Consider the following 25,316-nt stretch of genomic DNA (forward strand, 5'->3'; position numbering starts at 1 on the left):
TTCCTCATCCCTCATCCCTTAAAAAATGACTAAACATCCTTTCCGCTTACTGCTATATGTAGAGTGGGTCTTGTTGGGAATCGCTTTGCTCTCCACGCTTTCTTTTGTCATTCCTAATTCTCGTCATCATTTGGTATCCCATCCCCCTTTATTTAATCTGGGGGCAATTCTCGGAATTGTAGCCTTAGGGATCATGGGTTTAAAACTACCTTTCAACTCTAATAAAATCATCAAGGTAGTCTATATCACGGTCGGATTGGGCCTGAGCTGGTTAGTGGCATTACTAGTAGGGAGAGGAGAAAGGGTCTTTCCCGCTTTACTATTAATTGTAGTTATTCGTGCTTGTTTATTATTTCCCTGGCGAGGCAGGATTTTTGTGGCCGTGGTGGCTTATTTTTCCTTTTTCTCGATCCAGATTATGTCATTGATGAGATTTAATCCTCTGGGAATCGGGCTCACTCGACCATTGCCAAGATTTTTAAGGCGTTTGCCACCAGAAGAGTTGCAAAGGGTTTTGTTTAGTTTTGCCTTTAATTCGGCATTGTTATTTGCTTTTGTTTTGGCCTTTGTCCTGTTGCTTGTTGGTGCAGTTTTGGCTGAGCATGACAGTAGAAATAAATTAGTTACGGCCCATCGTCGTTTGCGAGACTATGCTCTACAAATAGAAAATCAGGCAATTTTGCAGGAGAGAAACCGCATTGCCCGAGAAATCCATGATTCGGTGGGTCATTATCTCACTGCCCAAAGTATTCAGTTGGAGAATACAGCTTTATTTTTGATGCAAGAGCCGGAAAAGGCGGACAATCATTTGGCTAAGGCGAGGAAGTTGGGGAAGGAAGCTCTGGAAAATATTCGAGCTTCTGTGGCAACTTTAAGGAAAAATCCTTTACAAGAGCGATCGCTAGAAACTATTTTGGAGCGATTAATCACTGATTTTAAACTCAATACTGATATTACGATTACTTCTAAATTTGAGTTGGTTAATCCTTTGGCTACTGAAGTCACAACTGCTTTTTATCGAATTGTTCAAGAAGCTTTTACCAATATTACTAAACATAGCAACGCGACTATTGTCGAACTAGATTTACAAGAAACAGCAGTCAAAATCCAGCTCTCGATTAAAGATAATGGTTGCGGTTTTAATCCCACGGAGAACACTACGGGTTTTGGGTTGCAGGGAATGCAGGAGCGGACGGAAGCTTTGAATGGTAATTTTATGGTGATTAGTGAGTATGGCAAAGGATGTCAGATTGTCGTTAATATTCCTTTATCATTGAACGACGACTCTAGCCCACAGCCCCTTTAACGTTAGCTGTTTTACTAAGTCCATGGCATTTTCTTCTTGGCTAAAAATTCCAACTTGAATAATATTTCCTTTGATAAAGGCTTTTGGTTCAACCTGTCTGACTTGTTGCAAAGTTACATTACTTCTGCCAAATACCTCTATTCTGTAACTAGTCTTTGTCGAGTTTGGGGCACTGAAAATATACTCTTCCTGGGAGTTTTGCACAAGGCTACGGGGCGGCTCAATACTATTGGGTGCCGAGAGACTTTCTTTCGTTTTGATGATTCTGTTGGGAGGGGATAGAGGCGGAGGTGGGGGAAGAATGTTGCTGGGCTGAGAAGAATTATTTTGAGTTGTCAAATAATTTTGCTGTAAAACTAGTCCTGATTCTTTATGGGCTGAGACGCCTAGATAGGATCTTTTCGGACTTGTAGCATTGGCAAGGCAACTGTTGGAAAAAATCATGTTTCCTAACGCCCAACAGCTCACAAATAATAGCGTGTTGGGTTTATGGATCAATAAGCGATTGAGAAAAAAAGCCTTAATTGTCATAATAGTTAGTTAGAGTAAATTTACGATAAAAGATACGTATTTTTATATTGACAATATTTACAGATTTTAATGTTCCCTTTCTCTCTCCTGTAAAGAAGTTTTTTTATGTAAAGAAGTATGAAGAAAATTGTAGTTGGTTTATCTGGTGGGGTTGATAGTTCTGTCGCAGCGGCGGCGCTACATCACCAAAATTATGAAGTCGTGGGGATTACTCTCTGGTTGATGAAGGGTAAAGGGCAATGCTGTTCGGAAGGAATGGTGGATGCGGCGAGTATTTGTGAACAATTAGGGATTCCCCATCATATTGTTGATAGTAGGGAACTATTCAAGGAGAATATCATTGATTACTTAGTATCAGGGTATGAGGCTGGTGTTACTCCACTACCTTGTTCTCAATGTAATCGTGCTGTTAAATTTGGCCCGATGCTCAAATATGCTCAGGAAGAATTGGGTATTGAACAAATAGCAACGGGACATTATGCTCGGATTCATTACGATCCCAATAGCGATCGCTATCAACTATTAAGAGCTGTAGATCGCCAAAAAGATCAATCCTATTTTCTTTATGATCTAGCTCAAGAATTATTAGCAGGAACAGTTTTTCCATTAGGGGAGCAAACTAAAGAACAGACTCGTAAAATTGCTACAGAATTTAATCTTTCCACTGCCGACAAACCCGAAAGTCAAGATCTCTGTTTAATTGAAGCTCACGGTTCGATGAAAACTTTTTTGGACAAATATATCAATCAAAAAGAAGGTGATATTGTAAATCTTGAAGGAAAAATATTAGGAAAACATCAAGGAATTCACCATTATACTATTGGCCAAAGAAAGGGTTTAGGAATTGCGGCAGCTGAACCTTTATATGTTGTGAAATTGGATGCGGTTATGAATCGGGTGATTGTTGGCGATCGCCATGCGGGAGGTCGTTTAGAATGTAATGTAAGCCGAATCAATTGGGTTTCTATAGCTCCACCAACAGCTCCGATCCGCACTGAAGTCCAAATTCGCTATCGTTCTCGACCAGTGAGCGTTAATGTTATCCCTTTAGACAATAATCGTGCTCGTTTAATTTTTGAGGAACCACAATTTGGAGTAACTCCAGGTCAAGCCGCAGTTTGGTATGACGAAGAAAGATTGCTTGGAGGAGGTATTATTGAGTAATAATTGATACATTAGTAATAATTAACAAGCAAATTAAACAACCAATTATTAAATAAATAGAGAATAGTTCCCTGCTCCCGACTCAATGCTCTTAGTATTAAGCTAGATGTTAATAATATAAAAATATGAGTACGTTACAAATTCAGATAACACAACTTGAAGAAAAAATAGATAGTCTTCGCAAACTAGTTGAAAGAATTGGTGAGCAGGTTAACACTTTAGACAAAGGAAAATCAGCAACCCCTGCTGCCTATTCATTGTCTGCTAATTATTCAAGAAATACTTCAATCGCCAAGGAAAAAGACAATGCCTATTCTCTGACTCACCATAAAGACATCATTATGGATGAAGATAGTGAAACTGGAGGTAGCTCCTCTAACAATGATGCGGAATTATCCACCGAGATTCAAATTCGTCGCCTAACAGCTCAATTAACGGCTGCTTACAACCGGATTGCTGCTTTAGAAGAGCAATTATTGACCTACAGAATTCCCTCTTAAATTCCGATATTTAAACAACAAATTCTCAATGATAGTTACTAGTTGAATTGGAGTCCAGCCTTGTGAGAGGTGAGCTGAAATTGCACAGCCTCCTGCCCCCACCCCTTCTTTTACATATCCTTGTTCATAGGCGCGAAAACTGGGATATCTCGAAGTGTAAAAATTAAGTCCAGTGGCAAGTAGTGGGACTCCTCCAATTAATCTGGCCAAGTTGATAGTGTTACCCGTTCGATCTTCTGCAACCCATCGGGTAGTACCCACAACAATTTCATTCAGGTTTACTTCTAGGGCATGATAGTCTGCGATCGCCTTGATTAGAGCGTAAACTGCTAGCATTTGAGTCCCTCCAGCTAAGATCACTCCTCCACAAAGACTAGCTGCCATAGCCATTCCCGCCGCCGTAATTTGCATCGGATCTCCCATTGCCGCTACCACAGACAAAGGATCAAGACCTTGAGCAGTTTTAATCAATTTTGCTTTACTTAATCCTTCCTCAACCAGACTTAGTTTTTGAGCATGATTGCATTGAGGATGACTGCTATTGACCATCCCCCCAGCTTCGATGCCCAGCCCCATAAGTAGTCCCAGAGCTGTGGTAGTTCCTCCCACTACACATTCCCCGATAATTAAATAATCTGTGGTCGTAGCGATTTTCTCTCCCCATTGCCAACCTTGCTGGAAAAGAGCTTGTACATTCTTAATGGTCATGGCCTGTCCAGAAGAAAGGCAGTTTGCCATCACCCCGCCCAAATCTATGGTCCCTAGAGGCGGTTGATGCAGGAGGCCCGCGTTGAAAATATAATTGGGCATTGCTAAAGATTCAATGATGGCTCGGGAAATAAAGACAGGAGAAACTCCCGTGTAGAGATAAGGCAATGGATATTGGGGATTAGATTGGGCTCCTGTTAGTAAAAATTCGGCATCGGCGATCGCTGTGTACTCACGATCTTGAGGCGTGGCACCAGCGGCGGAAATCCCCCGAATCAGACCTGTGGCGGTAAATCCCAAAATACAAGCAAAGCTGCCTTGTTTTCCCTGATATCTTCTGAGCCAGTCTTGTCCCTGTTGCAGTTGGGTGTAAAGAAAAATCATTAGTAGTCCAACAAAACCTGTACCCATTCAGGAGGGCGGGGAATGGGATTTCCCAAACGATCAAAAAGTATCAGAGCTACTAAATGGACAGCAAATAAATAAATCAAATTATTGAGGATAATCATCACAAGAGCCAAAATCTGAATCAGGATAATATCTGGTTGGGCTAAAATCCCTATTTTCAGAAATAACCAATCTGCAAGCTGGGTAATTTGGGTCATGACATAAACCCAAAGATCTTCACCTAAAAGAATTGAAAACAGCCAAAATCGGAAGAATAGGCCCAAGCTGCCAATTAATGCCCCTAAAAGTACAGATAATGCCCAATGGACTCGACGAACCCAACAAGCCCCTAATTGGATGCCAATTAAGCCATAGGGGATAATAAACACAATGCTGCGCACAGGACCCATTAAGACAGACAATAACAGCATTGACACCCAAGCCGACATCCAACCTGCACGATTACCTCGCCTAAGATAAATTAAAGCGATCGGAATCGGAAAAAACAACTTAAGTAATGGCCCCAAAGGAAAATAATAATTAATCAACCAAATTAAGCTAGCCGTGCTCGCTAAAAAAGCCGTCTCAACCATAACCACAGTTTTAGTAGACAAGGTTTTTCGGGTTTTTACTTGATTGGTATACCTTGCTTGAGAGTCAAAGTCAGCTTCCTCTTCATCAATCCAATTCTGATCATCCAGGGGCAATTTAGAAAAAGATGATAATTGATTGTCGGGCTTTTCTTTTGACATAAAAAAGGATTAAGAAGAATTATCTTGCTTTGAGTGTATTTGACATTCAAATACTATATCTTAGTATCTAAATACTACTAATAGAATTTTCTAAAGCTAAAACATCAGGAACCCTTAGCCAATCTGTATCCCTTTGAATCAAACCTTTCTTTTCCAGCTTAGTTAACACTCTGGTTACCGTTTCCCGAGCCAGGCCACTTAAGCTGCTAATTTCTCGATGGGGTAGATTGGGAATTTCTTTGCCCCCAGCGGTTTCTTTTCCTTGTCCTTCAACTAAAAACAAAATAGCATCGGCCACCCGAGAAGTACTGTTTGCTTCTCTTAATTGTAATCTACGATTGATTTGACGTAGCCTTCTGGCCATCAATTGTGATAAACGAACTCCGATTATGGGTTCAGTGTTTAGAATATCCACGAAATCCTCTGCGGGAATCCTGCCAATAATGGTGGAAGTTAAAGTAATAGCATCAGTAGAACGGGGTTTTTTATCTAATGCGGCCATTTCTCCAAATAGTTCACCTTTCCCTAGAATATTTAGGGTAACTTCTTTGCCATCGAGATTATGAGTCCGAATTTTTACCCATCCTTCCAAAATAAAATAGACAGACCCGCCCCAATCATTTTCTAGAAGTACCAGTTGATTGGCAGGGTGGGAAAGGCTTACAAAATGATTTCTGAGTTTATTTTGATTGTCTAAGGATAAACCGGAAAAAAAAGGAATTGACTTTGTTAGCTCTTCGATACCAAGGTTGTGCTCTAGATAACCAGATTGTTCTTCCATCTAATGATTACTGTGTGGCTAAAGGATATCTCCTTTTTATCATCAAAAATAAGATAGGCAACAGGGGTCAAGAATCCCGAATGAGTTATTAAGCTATGAATAACGGGGAATAAAGGAATAAAATACTAGTAAAATGGGTTGCCTTAGCAGAATGTTAAGATTTAGCAAAGACTATGGAGCATACTTAATCAAAAAATTAATCAAGTGTTTCATTCTCATGAAGATTTGATGAAGTTAACTGCTACGTACAAACACCGAGAGAATATTTTTCTAGAATTGCGGGATAAGTTTTTAAAACTTACATATTTTTATGAACTTGAACCTAAGTTTAGGAAGTCCTTTAATCTCTCGAAAAAAATAAGTTAACTGATGAATTCTCCATTTTCTTTCGCCCTCACATTATCAGACAATCAAAGATGGGTACATCCTTCTGTCCCAAGTCCCGCAAAGCGCTTTCTCGATATTGTAGGTGGTCTAGTTGGTTTAGCAATCACTCTTTTGTTGGCTGTGCCTATTGCGATCGCAATGCAGTTAGATAGTCCTGGCCCAGTACTATATGGCCAAATTCGTTGCGGTTTAAATGGTAAGAAATTCCGAATTTGGAAATTTCGGTCTATGATTGTTAATGCAGAGCAACAAAAGCATTTAGTAGAAAATAAAGCCCAAGGTCATATTTTTAAAAATGATAATGATCCTCGAATCACTCGTGTAGGAGCTTTTTTACGTCGCACTAGTCTCGATGAATTTCCTCAATTCTGGAACGTTCTGACTGGAGATATGAGTTTGGTCGGAACTCGACCTCCCACTCCTGATGAAGTTGCTAATTACAATCAAAAGCATTGCCGACGCCTGTTGGTTAAACCAGGGATTACTGGTGAATGGCAAGTAAGAGGTCGTTCCAATGTGTCAGATTTTGAAAGGATTGTCGAAATGGATCTAGATTATCAACGTAGATGGTCTGTCGGATATGATATAAATCTGATTTTAAGAACTGTATTTGTGGTTTTAGCCCGTAAAGGAGCCTATTAAGTATTAATATTAATAAATGAATCTTCCTACCTGGATTACTCTATCTCGTCTTTGCGGACTACCTTTTATTCTCTATCTCTTGGCAAACCCCACTGTTGACCATCGTTGGTTGGCAGTGGGTATTTTTGTGGTGGCAGCAGGGACAGACTGGTTAGATGGTTATCTGGCTCGCAAACTGGATTTGGTCACGGAATTAGGTAAGTTTCTTGATCCTCTGGTGGATAAATTACTAGTGCTGGGCAGTTTACTGGCCTTAATTGAATTGCGATTGGTTCCTGCTTGGGGAGTCTGCATTATCTTGGCCAGAGAATTGGCGATCGCAGGATGGCGAGTGAATCCCAAGTTGACTGGGAGCAGTACGATTAGTGGCGCTAATATTTGGGGTAAATTGAAAACGGTGACCCAAATTATTGCGATCGCACTTTTGATTGCGCCTTTAGCTGATCCTTGGGATATCTCAGGATTAATTGTTTTCTGGTTGTCGGTAGTCGTAACAGTGGTTTCTGGATTGATTTATGTCTTTGACACTGATAACTAATAACTTCAGTAGGCTGGTCAGACCTACATTATCCAAATTTTTCCAGGATTTGTTGATCTAAAGAAAAATCAATTTCTGCCGTGTCTCTTCCCGAAGCCAAATAATCATGATTTAAAGAATCTTTAAGCCCTGCAACCAAATCATATTCTGGCTGCCAATCGAGATCTTGCATTGCTTTATTCACGCTCGCAAAGAAATGTTGAACTCGCATCGGAAAAGCTTTGCGTTTGCCAAAATCAAATTGACTCGGATCGTAATGAATAATCTTGATGTCTTCAGGTGATTTACCAGCCGCGATCGCGCAGGCTCTGGCCAAGCCATCAAATGTCACATAGCGATCGCCAGAAATATTATAAATTTGCCCCACGGCTTTTTCATTGCCAACCACCGCAGCCATGGCCTTAACCAAATCTTGAATGTGCCCCAACTGAGTTAGATGCTTACCATTTCCGGGAATTAAAATCGGTCGCTCACGAACAATGCGATCAAAAAACCAAGCTTCGAGGTCATTATAATTTTGAGGCCCATAAATGTAGGTCGGACGAATCGAAGTCCACGGAATTCCCGAAGCAGCTAAATAAGCTTCCGTTTGATGCTTGCCCTTATGGCGACTCTTTGGATCAACTGCGTCCCCTTCGCGATGGGGCATCTGGTCAGATTTGAGGTAAACACCAGCAGAACTTACATAAACAAAATGTTGAACCTTTCCCTGAAAAATTTCGACTAAAGGTTGAGTATCGCTCAATTCACGACCATTATTGTCAAAAACAACATCAAAGCTTTCCCCTGATAACTTTTCCTTGAGTTGAGCAGCATCTTTGCGATCGCCATGAATTTGCGTGACTCCCTCAACAGGTGCGGGTTTATTTCCCCGATTGAACAAAACAACCTCATGACCTTGAGCCACTAAAACTTTCGTTAAGTAAACTCCAATAAAACGGGTTCCACCCATCACCAAAACACGCATTAATTAACCTCTATTAATATTAAAAACTTTAAAAGAACAGAGAATAAAGGAATTTCTAGTTAATATTGACTAAAATTTTTCCTCATCCCTCATCCTTTATCCTTTATCCTTATCCCTAAAAGGCTTTGATAAACTCGTAAATATTCTCGTAATTACCACCTGAATTCGTCCAGGAATAATCATATTCCATCCCTTGTTGCCTTAGTTGTTCAAACTCTTTGGGGAATTTTTTGTAAAGTCCGATCGCTCTTTCCATAGAAGACTCTAGCGCATGGTTGTCAGTTTCATAGAATACATAACCATTGCGTTTTTCCTCAGCATGATTTTGATCATAATCGCGGTCAAAAACAGTACTCACCAACCCTCCCACGCCTCTGACAATGGGGACAGTGCCGTATTTCAAACTAATCAGCTGAGTGAGACCACAAGGTTCGTAATTACTGGGAACTACCATCATGTCGGCTCCTGCATAAATCAAATGAGCCAATTCCCCATTAAACCCAATCTCTAGATGAACATCAGGATTATTATTGAGATGATTTTTTTCATGCCAGAACCAATCATTAATACTAGATTCGGTAGCAGAACCCAATAAAACAAACTGTGCACCTCTATTGAGAGCATAATACATCGCATGATGGACTAAATGCACACCTTTTTGCTGATCTAATCTGCCAATATAAGCAATTATCGGTTTGTCCACATCCTGTAGTAATAATCTTTCTCTTAAAGCTTTCTGGTTCAAAGCTTTACCACTCATATCATCAAGAGAATATTGATAGGGAATATTGCGATCGCTCTCGGGACCCCAAATACTATAGTCAACACCATTGAGAATGCCACCAAACTTACTTTGATGAATTTCTAAAGTATGACCTAGGCCATAGCCAACATCTTGATAACGAGCTTCCCAAGCATGATGGGGAGAAACCGTATTAACGTAATTAGAATAAACAATTCCCCCTTTCATGCAATTTAGGGCAAAAGGATTGAAATTGTCTCTGAGGCGATCATAATGGAAATAATAGCCTTCACGATTGAGCCCAGTTGCCCAAAGAATATCGGCTCCAGCAATCCCTTGATGTTTGAAGTTATGAATTGTGTAGCAAACTCTCTGTCCTCCCAATCCATTGTGCTGATATATTTCATATAGCATTACAGGAATTAAACCAGTTTGCCAATCGTGACAGTGAATGACATGAGGACGTTTATTGCTGACCAGCAAAAATTCTAAAGCAGCTTTACTAAAGAAAGCAAAACGCATATTGTCGTCTTTGCCACCATAGTAATAACCTCGATTGAAGAAATTATCGCCTGAATAGGGTTGAATAAAGAAACATAATCTTCCATGAACCCAACCGCAATAAACATTGCAACTGATGACCCCACCATACCAAGGCACATTAAGACCACGATAGGCTTCGTGAAGACCCCAAATTTGGTCGTATCTCATGCAATCGTACATGGGGAGAATCAGTTCGACACAATGACCGCGATTTTCCAGTTCTCGACTTAGTCCATAGACCACATCCCCCAAGCCACCAGCCTTGATCACAGGAGCGCATTCTGAGGCAATTTGCACAATATACATACCCTATCTCCCCTTAACAAAATTTTATAGTTTTATATTTTCCTTAAGATTTTAGAACATATGAGTCGGCTTGGTAGATTTTTACGAAAGATTCCCCAACTCTTTCTTCATTAATAAGCGAGAAGAATAATGGGGTAACCAACAATACCAATTCATTTCTTCGGGGATAATTTTATAACCCAAGCCAAGATAAAGTTTTTTGGCAGCATGATTATCTGATAAGACATGCAGGCGAATTTCCTGATAACCCCAACTGCGGGATACATGTTCACAGTGAGTTAGCATTTTGGTAGCGATTCCTTGTCGACGATAGATATTTTTCACAGCTAAGTTAGAAATATAAGGAAATTGAGTTGTTATAGACCACCAGGGTTTCTGAAGAGAAATCTCAACTGCCCCAGCAATTTCTGACTTTTTAATGGCAACAAAACAGCAATAAAGCGAAGGCGATTTTTTTAAGCGATAACGCAAGTCTTCGGAGAGAGTCAATTTTAGAACTGAATTAACCCAACTCAGAATGGGGGGAAAATCGTAAAAACAACTGACAATAGTATTTGCTAGTTCAGAAATATCTTTCATCTGGGCAATCCGAACTGTCATCTCAAACTTATCTTCATTTGCAGTTGAAGCAACAAAAAACATATAGTAAAAACTGTTCTAGGTAAATTTGTTTATTTTAAATCATTTAATATATTTCGATACATCTATTGTTTGAGTTGAAAATTGGGAATGATAAAAAAGTGCTTCAGCCTAGCGAGCCAATATCATAGTGGAAATTACCTGCCCTAAACTTGAAGATTTATCTTGGGAAACTATTTGTCAAAATATTGTGGAGACTATTGGTATAGTCTTACATGCAGATGTTTCTATTATCTGTGCTAAAAGTATTTTAGAAAATAAGCCTCAGTGTTTTTTTTATCAAGCTGAGGGAAAGTCTATTCCAAGTATTGACGGTGCGACTTTGCAGAAAACTGTGCCATTTCCCAATAATATGACTATATTGAAGAATTTTGACCAGGATTGTCTTGGCGACGCGCGAAAGTGCCTGACCCCCCGAGTTTATGATGCTTGCCAAAATATAAATGTTAAATCGAGTCTTTCCATTCCTCTTACTGATCAAAATAACCTCAAAGCGACTCTGACTTTACATCGCTGTCAATCAGAAGATCATTGGCAACCTGAAGAAATAAAATTGGCAAGCAAGATGGCAGCTCAAGCTGGCTTGGCGATCGCACAAATTGAGGCTTATGAAAATATGCGCAATCTTGCTCAAAGGGAAGCGACCTTGAATCGTATTATCAATGCTATTCGAGGTAGTTTAGAGCCTCAAGTGATGTTCAATGCCATTGTCACCGAATTAGGTTCAGCTTTGCAGGTAGACGGTTGTAGTCTTTCTCTGTGGAAGGAGAGCGATCGCTTTATGCATTGTATGGCTTTTTACAATCCCCAAGAACCAAATTCCCGTTCTAAGATTTCTTCAGTCCAAATTGCTGATAATCCGATTCTGCAAAAACTTTTGCAAGAGCGCAAACCCTTAGTCTTTAAGGATCTTACGGCCAAAAAGGAACTGGCTAGGCATGACTTGCCTTGGCGTGCTAAATCCAAAGCTCTGTTGATTGTCCCTTTAATTATGAATGGAGAAATTATGGGCAGTCTGACTCTGCGTCAATCTGCTCTTTCTCGTCAATGGGAGCAATCGGAAATTCAATTAGCCCAAGCTGTCGCGACCCAAGCGGCGATCGCAGTCAAGCAAGCCCGACTCTACGACAAAACTCGCCGACAAGCTAAACAACTCCAAATTAGCCGCCAAAAAGTTGAAGATCTAAATTACTATCTCACTGAGTCGATTTTAAAACGTTTCCTGCCAGAGGCGATCGCCAATCAAGCAGCAGTCGGGAAGCTGGCTCTTGATCTTGAGCCAGAAACCCAGTCGATAACTGTTCTATTTTGTGACTTAGTGGGCTTTACCAATTTATCTAGCCAACTAGAAGTCAATTTGCTATCAGAGTTGCTCAATGAATATTTGGATGGTATGGCTCAGGCTGTCTTCGAGCAAGGTGGCACTATCGATAAATTTCTGGGAGATGCGGTGATGGCTCTTTTTGGCGCCCCCGAAACCTTATCTCCTCAAGAACAAGCACGAAGGGCGATCGCGACAGCCCAGGCAATGTATCGTTATTTGCAGCCTTTAAATCAAAAATGGCAGGTTCAAGGAATTGGCGTCGATGCTCATCTGCCATCATTGCAACTACGTTGCGGCATCCATCAAGGCAGCGCCATTGTTGGAATGTTTGGCGGTCAACAAAGAAAAGATTATACCGCGATCGGCAAAGTAGTTAATATTGCAGCTAGACTACAAAAAAACGCAGCTCCCAATAGAATTTTAGTTTCTGATACGGTACTGAACAATCTCGTCTTACCAGAATATCAAGAGGTTCAGCCTCAGTCATTACAACTTAAGGGCATAGAGCCAAATTTTATTGCTTATTCTTTAACATTGGCTACTGACCATTAAAAATATTGACCATTGACCATTTGGCGGCTATTTAAGCAGCTTGTTCGCTGTTGGGGTTAGCGGACTTTTTTGCTTGTTGCAATTTTCTGCCAGTTTTAGGTGGAATTGGCAACTCCCAGCGAAGATGAAAATCTTTTTGGACTCTATAGGTCAAACGGGGAGATATCTGACGAACTATTTGCGACAATAGGCGATCGCCAGCTTTTTGGACAAAGGAAATTGGTAATTTATGAATAAACTGAGGCATCTCCACTGTTACAACCAAATCTAACTGCCAAGCAATTCTGGTCATTACAGAAGGAACCGCTTGATTTTTAGCAAAAACCTTAGTGATGTTATCCCCTAAAATCTTTTCCGGCGCTAATTCTTGTAGTTCCATCACCGCATTATATTGCACTTCATAGCCAGGATATTCATAATTGGGAACTGGGATGGTGTGCATTGTATACACTCGGTTTTGGGCAGGATGGAAAACCAGCGCAACTTTAGGTTCCACTTCATGACCTAGAGATGAAAAACGCCCCACAATCAATGTATAACCATTATTTCCTAGGGGTTCAACCTTCATGGGATGGGCGCATTGAACAAACCAATGCTCATGAGCATCAAGATAGTTTGCTACTGTATTGGCATCGCTATACATATCCATATAGCCAACAAAATTACCTTGAAACAAAAAAGGATTATTCGTATCTAACGCATTTTTAGAGATAATTGGCTGATTGGTTGACACTTTTGAGAATCTATGGGGTTGAGCTTGAACAAATTTAAACTGCATATTTTTTTCCAGGCTACCAAATAAAACTTCCTTTCGGTGGGAAATTTTCTACAATGAAAGGACTAATAATTTTAGTTAAACACGTTTGTATTAAAGTAGGTGTGATTTAGATTCTTATGCAGGTATTAGTTGTTGGGGCTACAGGACAAACAGGAAAACATATAGTTGAAGATTTAAAAAAGCGCAATATTGCAGTAACCGCTATCGTGAGAAATCTTGAAAAAGCTCAAGAATTATTACCTTCGGAGGTCAATTTTGTCTTGGGAGATGTCACCCAACCAGATACTATCGCCGAGGCAATGTCCCGTTGCAGTGTTTTAATCTGTGCGACTGGGGCTGCCCCCAGTTTCGATTTTACTGGACCGTTTCAAGTAGATTATCAAGGCACCAAAAATTTGGTTGATCTGGCAAAAGCCAACAACATAGAGCATTTTATTCTCGTCTCTTCCCTTTGCGTCTCCAAATTTTTTCATCCTCTCAACTTATTTTGGCTAATTCTTTATTGGAAGCAACAGGCAGAAAATTACATCCAACAAAGTGGTTTGACCTATACCATTGTTAGACCAGGTGGACTGAAAAATGAGGATAACACTGAAAATATTGTGATGTCGTCTGCCGACACTTTGTTTGAAGGTAGTATTCCGAGACAGAAAGTAGCACAAGTGTGCGTTGAGGCTTTATTTAATAATGAGGCGAAGAACAAAATTGTGGAAATAGTCACTCAACCAGATTCTAATGCTCAAACTTGGCAAGAGTTGTTTGCTGGAGTTTAACTTGAAAAACTTATGTGGTCTCCTTGTAATTACGGAATTAGCAATGACTATAGAGTCTGATTTTTAACTTTAAATACTGAGGTTTAATCTTTGTATTCTGTGTTACAAAAACCTATAAAGACTTGATTTTATAGGGACAAACTAAGTATGAATAAAATAGTATATGTAATTGCCTTAACTATTAGCTTAACTGCTTCTATGGTTGCAAATGCCCAAGAAACTCTTGATACAGGTATTAGTCAGGGCGATTTGGATTTTTTAAAAACCTTGGCCTGTGCCGGAGACACTAGCGATTCTGACACTCAAGCATCTTTGGCAGAAATGGAATCTTTAGTGACTCAAATTTTGACCAACTATGGCGTTGAGATTACAGACGAACAATTGGAATCTTTGGGGGCTATAGCAACAGATGCGAAACTACAATTGGAAGCAGAGGAGTCGGTAAAAGCTTTTTGTAGCAATTAATAGTTGAGATTTTAACCTAAAACCTAAAACCTAAAACCTAAAACCTAAAACCTAACACCTCTTATATGAGAAAATTGATTGTTGCGACCAGTAATCCAGGAAAACTTCGAGAAATCGCAGAATACCTCACGGGGTTAGATTGGCAATTGGAATTAAAACCTCAAGAGTTGGACATTATTGAAACAGGAACGACTTTTATTGCCAATGCTCGACTCAAAGCTAGTGAAGTAGCCAAGGCACTTGGCCAATGGGCGATCGCGGATGATTCTGGTTTGGCAGTAAAGGCTTTGAATGGGGCTCCGGGGATCTACTCCGCTCGTTATGGCAAGAGCGATCAAGAGAGAATTACTAGGCTGCTAAATGCTTTAGAAAATCATACTCAACGGCAAGCAGAATTTGTTTGTGCGATCGCGATCGCGCGGCCTGATGGAACTATTGCCTTAGAAACTCAAGGAGTCTGCCCAGGGGAGATTGCAGATCAACCTTTAGGCGAGGGTGGATTTGGCTACGATCCAATATTTTATGTCCCTGAGAGTCAGCAAACTTTTGCCCAGATGTCTTCGGTCACCAAGAATCGAGTTAGCCATCGAGGAAAGGCATTTGCTCAATTATTGCCAGATTTAGCGAAATTATAATAGCGCTACGCGCTGGGGAATAGGGAATAGGGAATAGGGAATAGGGAACAGTGAAGAGAAAACCCAATCTTGACTAGTAGACGTGGGCGTAAATTAAGCTACCTATCAATAAATAGCAAAAAGCCACTAGATCAATACTTATTACTTATTACTTCTTACTTATTACTTCCGCGCAGCAGCACTAGACCATGAATTGCCAAGTCGTGTCCGCAACTCTTTTGATAATTCCAGCAAAACGGGTATATTAGAGATTAGGAACTATCAGAACACTTAATATCTAATGTCGCGCCCTTTTTGGTAATGGTAAATTCTACTTCGTTCTTAATTGGCTGTGTTGGTGCGATCGCGCCTGAGATCCTGCGTCTTTATAAATTGAGATCATCAATTAGACTTAATTGGTCTTGGGGTTATGTATTAGTTTCGATTCCCTTTATGTTATTGGGTGGTTTTGTGGCTCATATCTTAGAACTCTCCAATAATTATGCTGCTTTTTATGCAGGGATTAGCACGCCATTTATTATTAATGCCATAGTGAAAGAGACTCAGCAGGCAAACAAAAGCCAAGATATTTCAGTAGTCAAGGATATTCCTCTCGCTAGTGATGCGGCTCCTAGAGGAAGAGGCGGCGAAGATGTTGCTACAAGAGGGAAAGGAATAAGCGATCGCGAAAAGGAAGCTTCTTTGACAAATATGCAGGAGACTCAAGACAAATTATCTCGCAACAAAAAACAAATGAATTTGCAAGATTTTTTTAGAGCTTTATAGGATAAAGATATAGCACTACGCAATTTGGTTAGAACATTAGTAAACATTCAAGCCTATGGCTGGTGGACTTTTGACTCTTGACTCTTGACTCTTGACTTGCGCGTAGCGCTATATCTACGACTCCATATTCAATAAGACTTTTAAAGTCCCTCGTCGTTGAGCATGGTCGAAGGCCGCTAATCCTTCTTTAAGGGGATAACAAGTTTCAATTAAAGAGGTAACATCTACTTTGTTCTCGGATAGTAAATCTAAAGCCTTGGCAAAAGGGCCACAACGAGAACCAACAACAGTAATTTCGTCTACAACTAGCGCCGAAGCATCCAAGGTCAATTTCCCGGCATAAGTACTTTTTAAAACCAAAGTTCCCCTGGGGCGTAAACCAGACAAGGCCAAGTTAAACCCATCAGGATTTCCCGTACATTCGATCGCAACATCAAAACTTCTGGGAGCGACGAGATCTGCAAACCCCACTTGAATCCCTCTCGACTCCAATCTCTCTAATTTTTCATGATGACGGCCAATTACCAAGAGATTGCAGCCAGTTAAGGCAATGGTTTGAGCAACTAATTGCCCTAGTTTGCCATCCCCTACGACTAATACTTTATGTTCAGGTAGGATATTAACCTGCTTGGTGATTTCTAAAGCGGCGGCCAAAGGCTCAGTAAAAGTAGCCGCATCTGTCGTAACCTGCTCAGGCACAGGATGGAGATTAGTCGCCGGCAAGGTTAAATATTCGGCAAAAGCTCCATGGCGATTCATAATGCCCAATACAGTACGATTTTCACAATGAGTGGGTTGATTCGTCACACAGAAATGACATTTGCCACAAGCTGCGTTAATTTCTCCCACAACTCTTTTATTGACTAAATTAGATTCGCCCGACTCTACAACCCCGACAAATTCATGACCAAGAATTCCTTTATAAGGATAATATCCCCTCAAAAGTTCTAAATCAGTATTGCAGATGCCTGCTCGCAAAACTCTTACTTTTACTTCTCCCGTTCTGGAATCGGGAATTGGAAGATCGGTTTTGAGTTGTAACTGCTGTTTTTCTAACCAAATACCTTGCATAGTCCTAAAATGTTAACGCGTTCTATAATTTAACTTATTTCATGGATTCAATCGAAATTACAGGAATTCGCTGTTACGGTTATACAGGCTATTTACCAGAAGAACAAACTCTGGGGCAATGGTTTGAAGTAGACCTTGTTTTATGGCTAGATCTGGCTCCTGCGGCCAAAACTGATGGGATTGAGGATACTTTTGATTATCGAAAAGCGATCGCAACTGTCAAAGAAATTATTAAGACTTCCAAGTTTGCCCTCATCGAAACATTGGTCAATGCGATCGCAGATGCCATTCTAGCTTTAGATAAAGTGGAAAAAGTTCAACTCAAATTATCCAAACTTGCCGCTCCAATTCCCGATTTTGGAGGCAAAATAACTTTAAACATTACCCGAAGTTAGTTTGAATCATACCATATTATTTCAAAAATACCATAGTATAACTACTTGATTTTTGTTGATTAACCGATGATTTTTAGGTAATTCCGACCAAGAAGATTGGGGTAGAGATCTGCCAGATTAGTATCAGGAGACACACACTTAACTCTCACAAATCACCCTTTGAAATTTTTTTGGTCAAAAAATATGAAATTATCATTAATCACTCGCGGCACGTGGCAATATCTCAACCAACATATTTGTGATCAACAATCTATTTGGAGTTTAAAACGCTTTTGGTATTTATATCGAATCCAATTACTGAAAAAATGTTGGCAACAACAATGTTCTCACCAGAGCAATCATTTACATTAAGTCAGTTATCAGTTATCAGTTATCAGTTAGTGATTGATTAATTATTAACTACTAATTATTATTAACTACAATTTGGCTTGTTGATAGGTTATAGAGATACAGGCTATTGGTTCTTGACGACTTTCAGAATAAGAATCAAACAATTCTAAACTACCACCCATTGTCTCAACTAAAGTCTGAGATAGTAGCAATTTCATTTTGGGGGATAGGCCAATTTCTTCAATGAAATCTCGGATTTCCTCCAAATTATTGCTCTTTGTCGGATCTATTAATTTTTGTTCTTCTGCTTGCCATAACTTTGAAGAGCAATCAAAATAGATGTCAATTTTGACAAGATTTTGTTCTGCAAGACAAGAGGATATAACTTTAATCGTCCCTGATTCAACAAGGGAGATTCCGCTGTCTATGATATTAGTAATTGACTGGATGATGCGTACTCGATCTGCATTAATATAAAGTGAATATTCTGGAGGAATTACTTCCAGCTTAAGATTGCGATTCGCAGCTTGAAGATGGGTCAAATTATAAATACTAGTAAAAACTTCTGCTAGTTGTAGTTTCTCTAGATGCAATTTATTGGTACCGTATTCTGTTTTAGCAACAGCGACAATCTCATCAATAAGTTTCATTAGTTTTAATGCTGAGCGGTAAGCCTGGGCAATAAACTCTTTTTGCTCTTCAGGACTATCACAAAGATCGGACAAAATCAACTGATGCAGTCCAATTAAACTACTGAGAGGAGATCGCAATTCATGGGACGTTCGAGCTAAAAATCCTGCTTTAAACTGACTCATTTGCGCAGCCATTTGATAGGCTAGCTGAGTTTGTTTTAGTTCCTCTTTTAGATCTTCAATCTCATTCATTTTGTGGTTCGAGCTTTGTCGGGGATAAAAATTACTCGATAAAAAAATAAACTATCAACTTTACCGAAAGTTAATAATAGTCTACCAAAAAAATTTTAACCATTAATTATTAATCATTCTTAATTCTTGATAGCTTAAGCGCGCCTTGACGCAGGATCTGCCAATTGTGGTTTTGCCATTGAACAACTGTCGAGGGCAATCCACTCCCCATCGGCTTTTGCGGATCTAATTCTTGAGCTGAGTAGACTACAACTTCAGGAAAAGCCTCGGCGATTTCTCCCATACTCAGCAAGGGGTCTTGTCCTGAAAGGTTAGCGCTGGTTGTCGCTAAAACTCCTGTTTGCTTTAAAATCGACAAGGCAATTGAGCTATCAGGAATGCGAATCCCGATAGTCTGGGAATTGGTGGGATTCATCTGGGGCGGAACAATATCTGATGCCGGTAAAACCAGTGTTAGAGCGCCAGGGAAATACTGCGTGGCCAAATCTTGCCACAATTGTAATTCTTTTGGGGTGCCCGAAATGTAAGGCAATAAATCTGTGATCGCAGCCCCCATTAAAATCAGTGGTTTAGTAGGCGGTCGCTTTTTAATATCAAATAAGGCTTGAGCGAATTCTGGCTTGGTCGCTAAGGCAGGAACTGTATCAGTTGGGAAACTAATTACTTTACCTGCGAGTAATTCATTTAACATCTAACATTTAGAACTTAATATTTAACATTGAACAGTCTTAACTTTTGATCCTCATCCCTCATCCCTCATCCTTTCTTACTTATCTCCTTTCTTCCTTATTTCCGATATGCTAAGACAAAGCGTTCTATTTGAGATAAGTCTTGAATGATTTTGATATCTCGATAATCTCTCTGTTCCGATAATATATTTACCACTTTTGCTCCCTGTCCCGCCATCATTTCAATTAGCCAGATTCCGCCAGATACCAAATAGTTAGGAGCACTTTGCGCCAAATAACGAATGGCATCAAGGCCATCATCACCACCGTCAAGGGCTAAATGGGGTTCATGTTGGAAGACTTCAGGTTGTAGTGTTGGTAATTCTTGAGTTGGGATGTAGGGAGGATTCGAGACCATTCCTGTAATTTGACCTTTCAAATGGCTGATCGGCTGCCACCAACTACCATGATGAAAAGTTACTCTATTCTGTAATTTTGTAAGTTGGGCATTTTCTTTCGCGATCGCCAAAGCCACTTCACTCGAATCCACAGCATGGATGGCAGCTTGGGGAAAAATATTTGTTAATCCTAGGGCGATCGCGCCTGTTCCTGTTCCCAAATCCACCCAATGAGCTCTTGGAGATTCGGGGCAAGTTGCCCGTTGCGCAATTTCGATTATCAGCTCCGTTTCGGGACGAGGAATCAAAACCCCAGGCGCGACCATTAGCTTAAAGTCACGCCATCTAGTAACTTGGGCGAGATATTGGACGGGAACGCGTTCTTGAATTCGTCGCTCCCAAAGCATTTTCAGTTCCAGGAAAGAACAAGTAAGAGCAACATCGCGATCGCGAAAGGATGCCAAACGCAAACTCAAAGCATCGAGATCGGCCATTTCTTGTAACAACCAATCTAATTCTTGAGTAGGTATCCCAGAGGCGATCGCTTCAGACAAGGACTCTCGCCGCCACAAAAACACTTCTTCTCCCGAAACTAAAAATTTTTGAGCCAATAATTACTCCTAGTTATGAAGAGAAAAGGGAACTCTTTCATTTTCAAGATCTTCTCTTTTCTCTTTGTTTCTCGTTCCTTGTTCCTTACTGCTGATTTTCTCCTGCTGGAGCTGGAGCATTAGCTGCATTTTGCAGGATAAACTCTTGAGATTCGTCGGAAATTACAAATCTAATCTTTTGGAGGTATTCATCATCTTTTTGCACCAAAGCCCCAATGATCTGCTCCAGTAAAGTGACCTCGATCTTGAAATTGGCATCAAAATCCACATCGTCCTGGACACTTTCTTTGATAGCATTATCCAGCCTGTCTTTCTCGAAAAACAAACGAAGAATTGGATTCGCGGTGTCTTCATTTTCAAAGGAAGGAATTGGCTGACCACTCTCTTTATCCTTGATCCAGAATAATGGCACACCTCCTTCATATTGTTGTTCTTCTCCCTCTAAAATTCCCTGAGCGGCAGTTTGAGATTGCTGAGTGGGAATGAAAGTGAAGAGTAAACCTTTTTGCTGATTTTCTTCCTTTTGACTTTCCTCAAAAATATAGCCCAAAGGAAGAGTCACAACGACCGCATCAGTTGCCAGTTCAGCATTTTGCTCTTTGACTACGGTTTCAATATAGTTCTCAGCATCTTTAGGACTCATAAAAACATACAATAAAGTTTGCTCCTTATTCTCGCCAGAAGCTTCTTCATTTGGGACTTGACGAGTTACCGTAATTGGCTGCCCTTCCTTATTGGCAATTGTAAACACAGGAACAGGATTTAGGATCTCCAGGATTTGCTCATTAGGTAAAGCAAGAGCCTTAAACTGATTGCCTCCTGTCCCCAAAACAGTTGCGGCAAATATACTTGCCGCCGCACTCCAACGAATTAAAGATTTTATCATGAATTCCAGTTCCTCAAGATAGCTATATTTAGTGTTTTTATTATTTATAAGGGCATGTGTAAAATCAGTTTAATCAATATTTTGATGTTGGTCTAACCCTATGAGACAAATGTCGGTGCTTCATAACTTAAAATCTTGACTTCTCTTTAAACTAGACCCTGATATTTTGGGAAATGTTTCTTTACTCTTGTAATAATCTAAAATTATTAAGTAAAATTGTGGACAAGACTATCCCAATACTCTTAATCAACAACACAGATAGTTTCTCTGCATGTCTGCATGATAAATAACTATTCACTAGTATTTAAGTATAATCTCCGTAGTTATTCGGATTAGTTATTTTTGATTCTTTTGCCATAATTATGAGTACGGAAAAGCTTATCAAACAATTAACTTAATTTGTGGAGTATTCAATCATGAATAACCCAGGCGTCATTTCTCTCGAACAAGACTCGACACAGATTCTTGCCAATGAAGGCAGCTCGACAGTTGATGTGACAATTATCCGAAGTCAAGGCAGTGATGGGACGATAACAGTAGACTATCGTAGTGTCGAAAATTCTTCAACCGCAGACTTAGACTATATCTCCGTTTCTGGCACAGCCGTTTTTAACGATGGAGAACTCAGTCAAACCATCAGTATCCCAATTCTCGAAGACAATTTGGTAGAAGGTGTAGAAACTTTTAACTTTACTATCGATAACGTCACTGGTGGTGGAGGTTTACTTGCCCCCAGAACTGCTTTTATCACCATTGAAGATAATGACTTTATCCCTGAAGCCAAGGTTTTTAATGGCAATCAATATCTATTTACTTCTACAGACTTGACTTGGCAAGAATCTCAAGCCGAAGCAGCCAGTTTGGGTGGCAATCTAGTGACGATCAACGATAGCGTAGAAGAAGTCTGGCTAAGAGAAAACTTTAGTGATACTGAGCCACTTTGGATTGGAATCAATGATTCTAATACGGAAGGAACGTTTCATTGGTCTAGTGGCCAACCCGTTACCTATACGAACTGGGCGGATGGAGAGCCAAATGATTTTGATGGTATTCAAGACTTTGGCTTAATGAACTTTTTCCCTGATAGTGCAGGGGAATGGGATGATGAATCAGGAACAAATGTTCTCCGAGGAATCATTGAGATTGGAGGAAGCAATCCCACAAAAGGCAATATTGAATTCGGCAAAGAGCCAATAAGAAAAACAATAGTTACTGGTTTAACTTTTCCTACGGCTATAGATTGGGCTCCTGATGGTAACACGATGTTCATTGCCGAAAAAGCTGGTGTGGTCAAAACATTCTCTAATGGACAATTGCAGGAAGTGATTGATATTTCTTCTCAAGTCAATGATTTTCTGGATCGAGGCTTGATAGATATTGCAGTTCATCCGGACTTTTTTAATGGCAGCCCCTATCTTTATGCGGCTTATACCTACGACCCTCCAGAAGTTTTTGATAACGAAAATAATGATTTAGCTGGGCCTGATGGTTCAGGCAACCGAGCTGGGCGAGTTGGTCGATTCACCGTTGATGTAGAAACTTTAACCATTGTTCCAAATAGCGAAGAAGTAATTTTGGGTCGCAATAGTACTTGGGAGAATTTCAATGGGTTTGTTGATAGTGCAGTTGATATTGACGAACCCCCAGCCAAAGGCATTCTTGATCAAATACCTGATTTTTTGGCCGCGGATAGTACTTCTCATTCGGTTGGAGCATTACAATTTGGGCCTGATGGGGCTTTGTATGTCAGTAATGGAGATGGTACTTCTTTTAATGTTGTCGATCCTCGGACAATCCGGGTCCAAGATCTCCATAATCTTTCCGGAAAAATATTACGGATTGATCCGATTACGGGTGAAGCTTTAACAGATAATCCTTATTATGATGGGGATTCTAATAGCAATCGCTCGAAAATTTATCAATATGGTTTGCGTAATCCTTTCCGCTTCAATATTCATCCTGAAACGGGAGTACTTTATATTGGCGATGTGGGCTGGGGTACTTGGGAAGAAGTCAATGTTGGCGAGGCGGGAGCTAATTTTGGTTGGCCCTATTATGAAGGTGGCGATGGAACCGATATTCCAGCTCCAGGATATGAATTTTTTCCTGAGGCCCAAGAATTTTACAATAGCGGACAAGAAGTTAATACTGCCATTTTAGCTTTAAATCACAATACGGATAATATCAACGCCATTGTGATGGGCGATTTGTATACAGGAAATAATTTTCCGGTCGAATATCAAGGAGATTTATTCTTCAATGATCTCGGTCAGGGAATTGTCCGTAATATCAGTTTTGATGATTCAGGAGCTATCAGTGATGTTGAGGTGTTTGCCGACGGTGCTGAGATTGTTGTGCAAATCGTCCAAGGGCCCGATGAAAATCTTTATTTTGTAGATCTAGATGATGGAATTGTTGGTCGTTGGGAATTTGAGATAACAGATGTTCCACCTCGTACTATCGCTCCGATCGCAGATTTGGCAGTGTCAGAAACGGCAGATGATCCAGTCATCGATCTAAGTACTATTTTCATTGATGACAATGGCGATGAGCTTACTTATTCAGTACAAGACAATAGCAATGAGGGTTTAGTTTCAGCTGTTATAGATGGCAGTAATTTGAATTTAGCTTTGCTAGAAGGTCAATTTGGAACCGCAGACATCACTGTTCGGGCAACTGCCAATGGACAATCTGTCGATGATACTTTCACTTTATCTGTTGACGAACCCCTACTAAGTAAACCTATCTATAGGTTCCAAAGTAGTCAAAGACCTGGTAACTATTTATTTGTCGGCGAAAATGAAAGACAAAGTATTCACCAAGATTTTGCCGATACTTTTCATGAAGAAGGTCTTGCTTTTAATGCAGCTGTGGAATCTAATGAAGAATTAATTGCTTTATACCGTTTTCAAAGCATCCAAAGACCAGGTACCTATATATTTGTTGGAGAACAAGAACGTAATAATATTAATAACAATTCTAATTTCTCTAATAGTTTTGCGGAAGAAGGAATTGCCTTTTATGCTCATGGAGTGGGTGCTGGGGTTGCAACCCCCTTCCATCGTTTTCAAAATTCTTCGGCGCCGGGAACTTATATTTATGCCGCAGGTGCTGAAGCTGATAATATTCGGGCTACCTTCCCTAACTTTATTGATGAAGGGACTGCTTTTGAAGCAGGAATATAATCCCCCTCAATTTCTTGAAAAAGTTCCCACCAGGAATGTGAATTGTGGGTGAGTATCCTGGTGAGCTTCTTTCCCTTGTTATGCACAGTCATTAAAAAATCATTAGTCTAATAGGACGCATTGTGAGAAATAGAGCTAGATACTCTACTACCGCCAAAGTTATTAGAAGGATTGCACCTAAAGTTGGGTAGGGCATTAAACCCGTCTCCAACTGATCAGATGACGTCTCACATTGTTTTTTCATAGCAATAAAACTCCGATTAAAACTGAATTTTGGATGTCTTCAAGCTTAGCTTCTGCTTAAAGATTTTATGGTATTTACTTGGGTAACGATTGATTCCCATCTATAATACCATTAATGAAACTTTACATTATAGGTGAAATCATTCGCCTGAATTATCACTTAAGTTCATGGGGGAAGGCATGCTGAAATAGCTGCCCTTTTAAGAAGTTAACCCCTTTAATCTCCTGTAATAGCTGAGTTGCTAACTATTTTTGTTTGAGTAAAATCAAAGGTGTTGCTCTTAAACTATTTTAGATTTTGTCTTGATTATTAGAGATAATATAAAGAATCCCCTCTATCTTTGCAAGTAATCGCCAGTCCACACGCGATCGCCATCTGACAACAAATAAATCAAATTGATTTATTGCTGTGGCAGTGGGAGTTCTAATACGAAACTTGAAGCATCAAGCTGAGCAATTT

General features: G+C 40.0%; 26 protein-coding genes. 13 read left to right on the plus strand and 13 right to left on the minus strand.

The features are described 5' to 3' along the window. Positions 1-25 precede the first annotated feature (25 nt). Positions 26-1,306, plus strand: a complete 1,281-nt coding sequence (locus tag XEN7305_RS07170) for a sensor histidine kinase (RefSeq protein ID WP_006508712.1) — start codon at positions 26-28, stop codon at positions 1,304-1,306. Here the strand turns inward: XEN7305_RS07170 and XEN7305_RS26490 are convergent. Next, positions 1,271-1,837, minus strand: a complete 567-nt coding sequence (locus XEN7305_RS26490; RefSeq protein WP_006508713.1) for an SPOR domain-containing protein — start codon at positions 1,835-1,837, stop codon at positions 1,271-1,273. The two genes, XEN7305_RS07170 and XEN7305_RS26490, sit on opposite strands and share 36 nt — an antisense overlap. A 117-nt stretch (positions 1,838-1,954) precedes the next feature. Between XEN7305_RS26490 and mnmA the strand changes: the two genes are divergently transcribed. Both mnmA and XEN7305_RS07185 read left to right on the plus strand, forming a co-directional pair. Further along, positions 1,955-3,001 (plus strand): tRNA 2-thiouridine(34) synthase MnmA, encoded by a 1,047-nt coding sequence (mnmA, locus tag XEN7305_RS07180; protein ID WP_006508714.1) that lies wholly within the window; start codon positions 1,955-1,957, stop codon positions 2,999-3,001. A gap of 125 nt (positions 3,002-3,126) precedes the next feature. Beyond that, complete coding sequence (locus XEN7305_RS07185; RefSeq protein WP_006508715.1) at positions 3,127-3,501, plus strand: hypothetical protein; 375 nt, start codon at positions 3,127-3,129, stop codon at positions 3,499-3,501. Here XEN7305_RS07185 and cobT read toward each other — a convergent pair. The 3 genes from cobT to XEN7305_RS07200 all read right to left on the minus strand — a co-directional run bounded on the left by cobT (position 3,475) and on the right by XEN7305_RS07200 (position 6,129). Further along, positions 3,475-4,593 (minus strand): nicotinate mononucleotide-dependent phosphoribosyltransferase CobT, encoded by a 1,119-nt coding sequence (cobT, locus tag XEN7305_RS07190; protein WP_040897030.1) that lies wholly within the window; start codon positions 4,591-4,593, stop codon positions 3,475-3,477. The two genes, XEN7305_RS07185 and cobT, sit on opposite strands and share 27 nt — an antisense overlap. After that, positions 4,593-5,348, minus strand: coding sequence for a DUF2232 domain-containing protein (locus XEN7305_RS07195; RefSeq protein WP_006508717.1), 756 nt, complete (start codon positions 5,346-5,348; stop codon positions 4,593-4,595). Before XEN7305_RS07195 ends, cobT begins: the two co-directional genes overlap by 1 nt. 67 nt (positions 5,349-5,415) lie before the next feature. Further along, positions 5,416-6,129, minus strand: coding sequence for a Crp/Fnr family transcriptional regulator (locus XEN7305_RS07200; protein ID WP_006508718.1), 714 nt, complete (start codon positions 6,127-6,129; stop codon positions 5,416-5,418). Positions 6,130-6,498: 369 nt separating this feature from the next. Between XEN7305_RS07200 and XEN7305_RS07205 the strand changes: the two genes are divergently transcribed. Continuing rightward, complete coding sequence (locus tag XEN7305_RS07205; RefSeq protein WP_006508719.1) at positions 6,499-7,158, plus strand: sugar transferase; 660 nt, start codon at positions 6,499-6,501, stop codon at positions 7,156-7,158. 16 nt (positions 7,159-7,174) lie between these two features. After that, positions 7,175-7,696: a CDP-diacylglycerol--glycerol-3-phosphate 3-phosphatidyltransferase gene (gene pgsA / locus XEN7305_RS07210; RefSeq protein WP_006508720.1), complete on the plus strand. Its 522-nt coding sequence runs from the start codon at positions 7,175-7,177 to the stop codon at positions 7,694-7,696. A gap of 28 nt (positions 7,697-7,724) precedes the next feature. Here the strand turns inward: pgsA and XEN7305_RS07215 are convergent, their stop codons facing one another. The 3 genes from XEN7305_RS07215 to XEN7305_RS07225 form a co-directional block, all read right to left on the minus strand. Then, positions 7,725-8,663 carry an NAD-dependent epimerase/dehydratase family protein gene (locus XEN7305_RS07215; protein ID WP_006508721.1) on the minus strand — a complete coding sequence of 313 codons (939 nt, stop codon included), beginning with the start codon at positions 8,661-8,663 and terminating at the stop codon, positions 7,725-7,727. Positions 8,664-8,778: 115 nt separating this feature from the next. Continuing rightward, positions 8,779-10,254 carry a glycogen synthase GlgA gene (gene glgA / locus XEN7305_RS07220; protein WP_006508722.1) on the minus strand — a complete coding sequence of 492 codons (1,476 nt, stop codon included), beginning with the start codon at positions 10,252-10,254 and terminating at the stop codon, positions 8,779-8,781. Positions 10,255-10,335: 81 nt separating this feature from the next. Further along, entirely contained in the window at positions 10,336-10,896 is a 561-nt protein-coding gene (locus XEN7305_RS07225; protein ID WP_006508723.1) for an N-acetyltransferase, read from the minus strand. 127 nt (positions 10,897-11,023) lie between these two features. On the opposite strand from XEN7305_RS07225, the gene XEN7305_RS07230 reads away from it, so the two are divergent. Next, on the plus strand, positions 11,024-12,769 hold the full coding sequence (locus XEN7305_RS07230) for a GAF domain-containing protein (RefSeq protein ID WP_006508724.1): 1,746 nt from the start codon (positions 11,024-11,026) through the stop codon (positions 12,767-12,769). 31 nt (positions 12,770-12,800) lie between these two features. Here XEN7305_RS07230 and XEN7305_RS07235 read toward each other — a convergent pair whose 3' ends face one another. Continuing rightward, the gene (locus tag XEN7305_RS07235; RefSeq protein ID WP_006508725.1) at positions 12,801-13,547 is read right to left on the minus strand and encodes a DUF1997 domain-containing protein; all 747 of its coding nucleotides are present in this window, start codon (positions 13,545-13,547) and stop codon (positions 12,801-12,803) included. A gap of 116 nt (positions 13,548-13,663) precedes the next feature. On the opposite strand from XEN7305_RS07235, the gene XEN7305_RS07240 reads away from it, so the two are divergent. From XEN7305_RS07240 to XEN7305_RS07255, 4 genes are all read left to right on the plus strand, one after another. Next, entirely contained in the window at positions 13,664-14,320 is a 657-nt protein-coding gene (locus tag XEN7305_RS07240) for an SDR family oxidoreductase (RefSeq protein ID WP_006508726.1), read from the plus strand. Positions 14,321-14,467: 147 nt separating this feature from the next. Continuing rightward, positions 14,468-14,785 (plus strand): hypothetical protein, encoded by a 318-nt coding sequence (locus XEN7305_RS07245; RefSeq protein ID WP_006508727.1) that lies wholly within the window; start codon positions 14,468-14,470, stop codon positions 14,783-14,785. Positions 14,786-14,850: 65 nt separating this feature from the next. Then, positions 14,851-15,420 (plus strand): RdgB/HAM1 family non-canonical purine NTP pyrophosphatase, encoded by a 570-nt coding sequence (gene rdgB / locus XEN7305_RS07250; protein WP_006508728.1) that lies wholly within the window; start codon positions 14,851-14,853, stop codon positions 15,418-15,420. 300 nt (positions 15,421-15,720) lie between these two features. Then, on the plus strand, positions 15,721-16,185 hold the full coding sequence (locus XEN7305_RS07255; protein WP_006508729.1) for a hypothetical protein: 465 nt from the start codon (positions 15,721-15,723) through the stop codon (positions 16,183-16,185). Positions 16,186-16,299: 114 nt separating this feature from the next. On the opposite strand, the gene XEN7305_RS07260 is transcribed toward XEN7305_RS07255, so the two are convergent. Then, a complete protein-coding gene (locus XEN7305_RS07260) occupies positions 16,300-17,256 on the minus strand; it encodes an alcohol dehydrogenase catalytic domain-containing protein (RefSeq protein WP_006508730.1) in 957 nt (318 codons plus the stop codon). Positions 17,257-17,297: 41 nt separating this feature from the next. Here XEN7305_RS07260 and folB point away from each other — a divergent pair, with 41 nt between their 5' ends. Both folB and XEN7305_RS29290 read left to right on the plus strand, forming a co-directional pair. Further along, entirely contained in the window at positions 17,298-17,651 is a 354-nt protein-coding gene (folB, locus tag XEN7305_RS07265) for a dihydroneopterin aldolase (protein ID WP_006508731.1), read from the plus strand. A 183-nt stretch (positions 17,652-17,834) separates the two neighbouring features. Then, positions 17,835-18,002, plus strand: coding sequence for a hypothetical protein (locus XEN7305_RS29290; protein WP_006508732.1), 168 nt, complete (start codon positions 17,835-17,837; stop codon positions 18,000-18,002). A 65-nt stretch (positions 18,003-18,067) separates the two neighbouring features. Here XEN7305_RS29290 and XEN7305_RS07270 read toward each other — a convergent pair whose 3' ends face one another. From XEN7305_RS07270 to XEN7305_RS07285, 4 genes are all read right to left on the minus strand, one after another. After that, positions 18,068-18,865 carry a sensor histidine kinase KdpD gene (locus tag XEN7305_RS07270; protein WP_006508733.1) on the minus strand — a complete coding sequence of 266 codons (798 nt, stop codon included), beginning with the start codon at positions 18,863-18,865 and terminating at the stop codon, positions 18,068-18,070. Between the two features lie 109 nt (positions 18,866-18,974). Beyond that, positions 18,975-19,556 carry an L-threonylcarbamoyladenylate synthase gene (locus tag XEN7305_RS07275; RefSeq protein ID WP_006508734.1) on the minus strand — a complete coding sequence of 194 codons (582 nt, stop codon included), beginning with the start codon at positions 19,554-19,556 and terminating at the stop codon, positions 18,975-18,977. Between the two features lie 95 nt (positions 19,557-19,651). Further along, positions 19,652-20,542, minus strand: a complete 891-nt coding sequence (gene prmC / locus XEN7305_RS07280) for a peptide chain release factor N(5)-glutamine methyltransferase (RefSeq protein ID WP_006508735.1) — start codon at positions 20,540-20,542, stop codon at positions 19,652-19,654. 85 nt (positions 20,543-20,627) lie between these two features. After that, positions 20,628-21,428: a Tic22 family protein gene (locus tag XEN7305_RS07285; RefSeq protein ID WP_006508736.1), complete on the minus strand. Its 801-nt coding sequence runs from the start codon at positions 21,426-21,428 to the stop codon at positions 20,628-20,630. Between the two features lie 416 nt (positions 21,429-21,844). On the opposite strand from XEN7305_RS07285, the gene XEN7305_RS07290 reads away from it, so the two are divergent. Then, on the plus strand, positions 21,845-24,613 hold the full coding sequence (locus XEN7305_RS07290; RefSeq protein ID WP_006508737.1) for a PQQ-dependent sugar dehydrogenase: 2,769 nt from the start codon (positions 21,845-21,847) through the stop codon (positions 24,611-24,613). Positions 24,614-25,316: the final 703 nt, after the last annotated feature.

Origin of the sequence: Xenococcus sp. PCC 7305 (assembly GCF_000332055.1) — a bacterium.
Lineage (GTDB): Bacteria > Cyanobacteriota > Cyanobacteriia > Cyanobacteriales > Xenococcaceae > Xenococcus.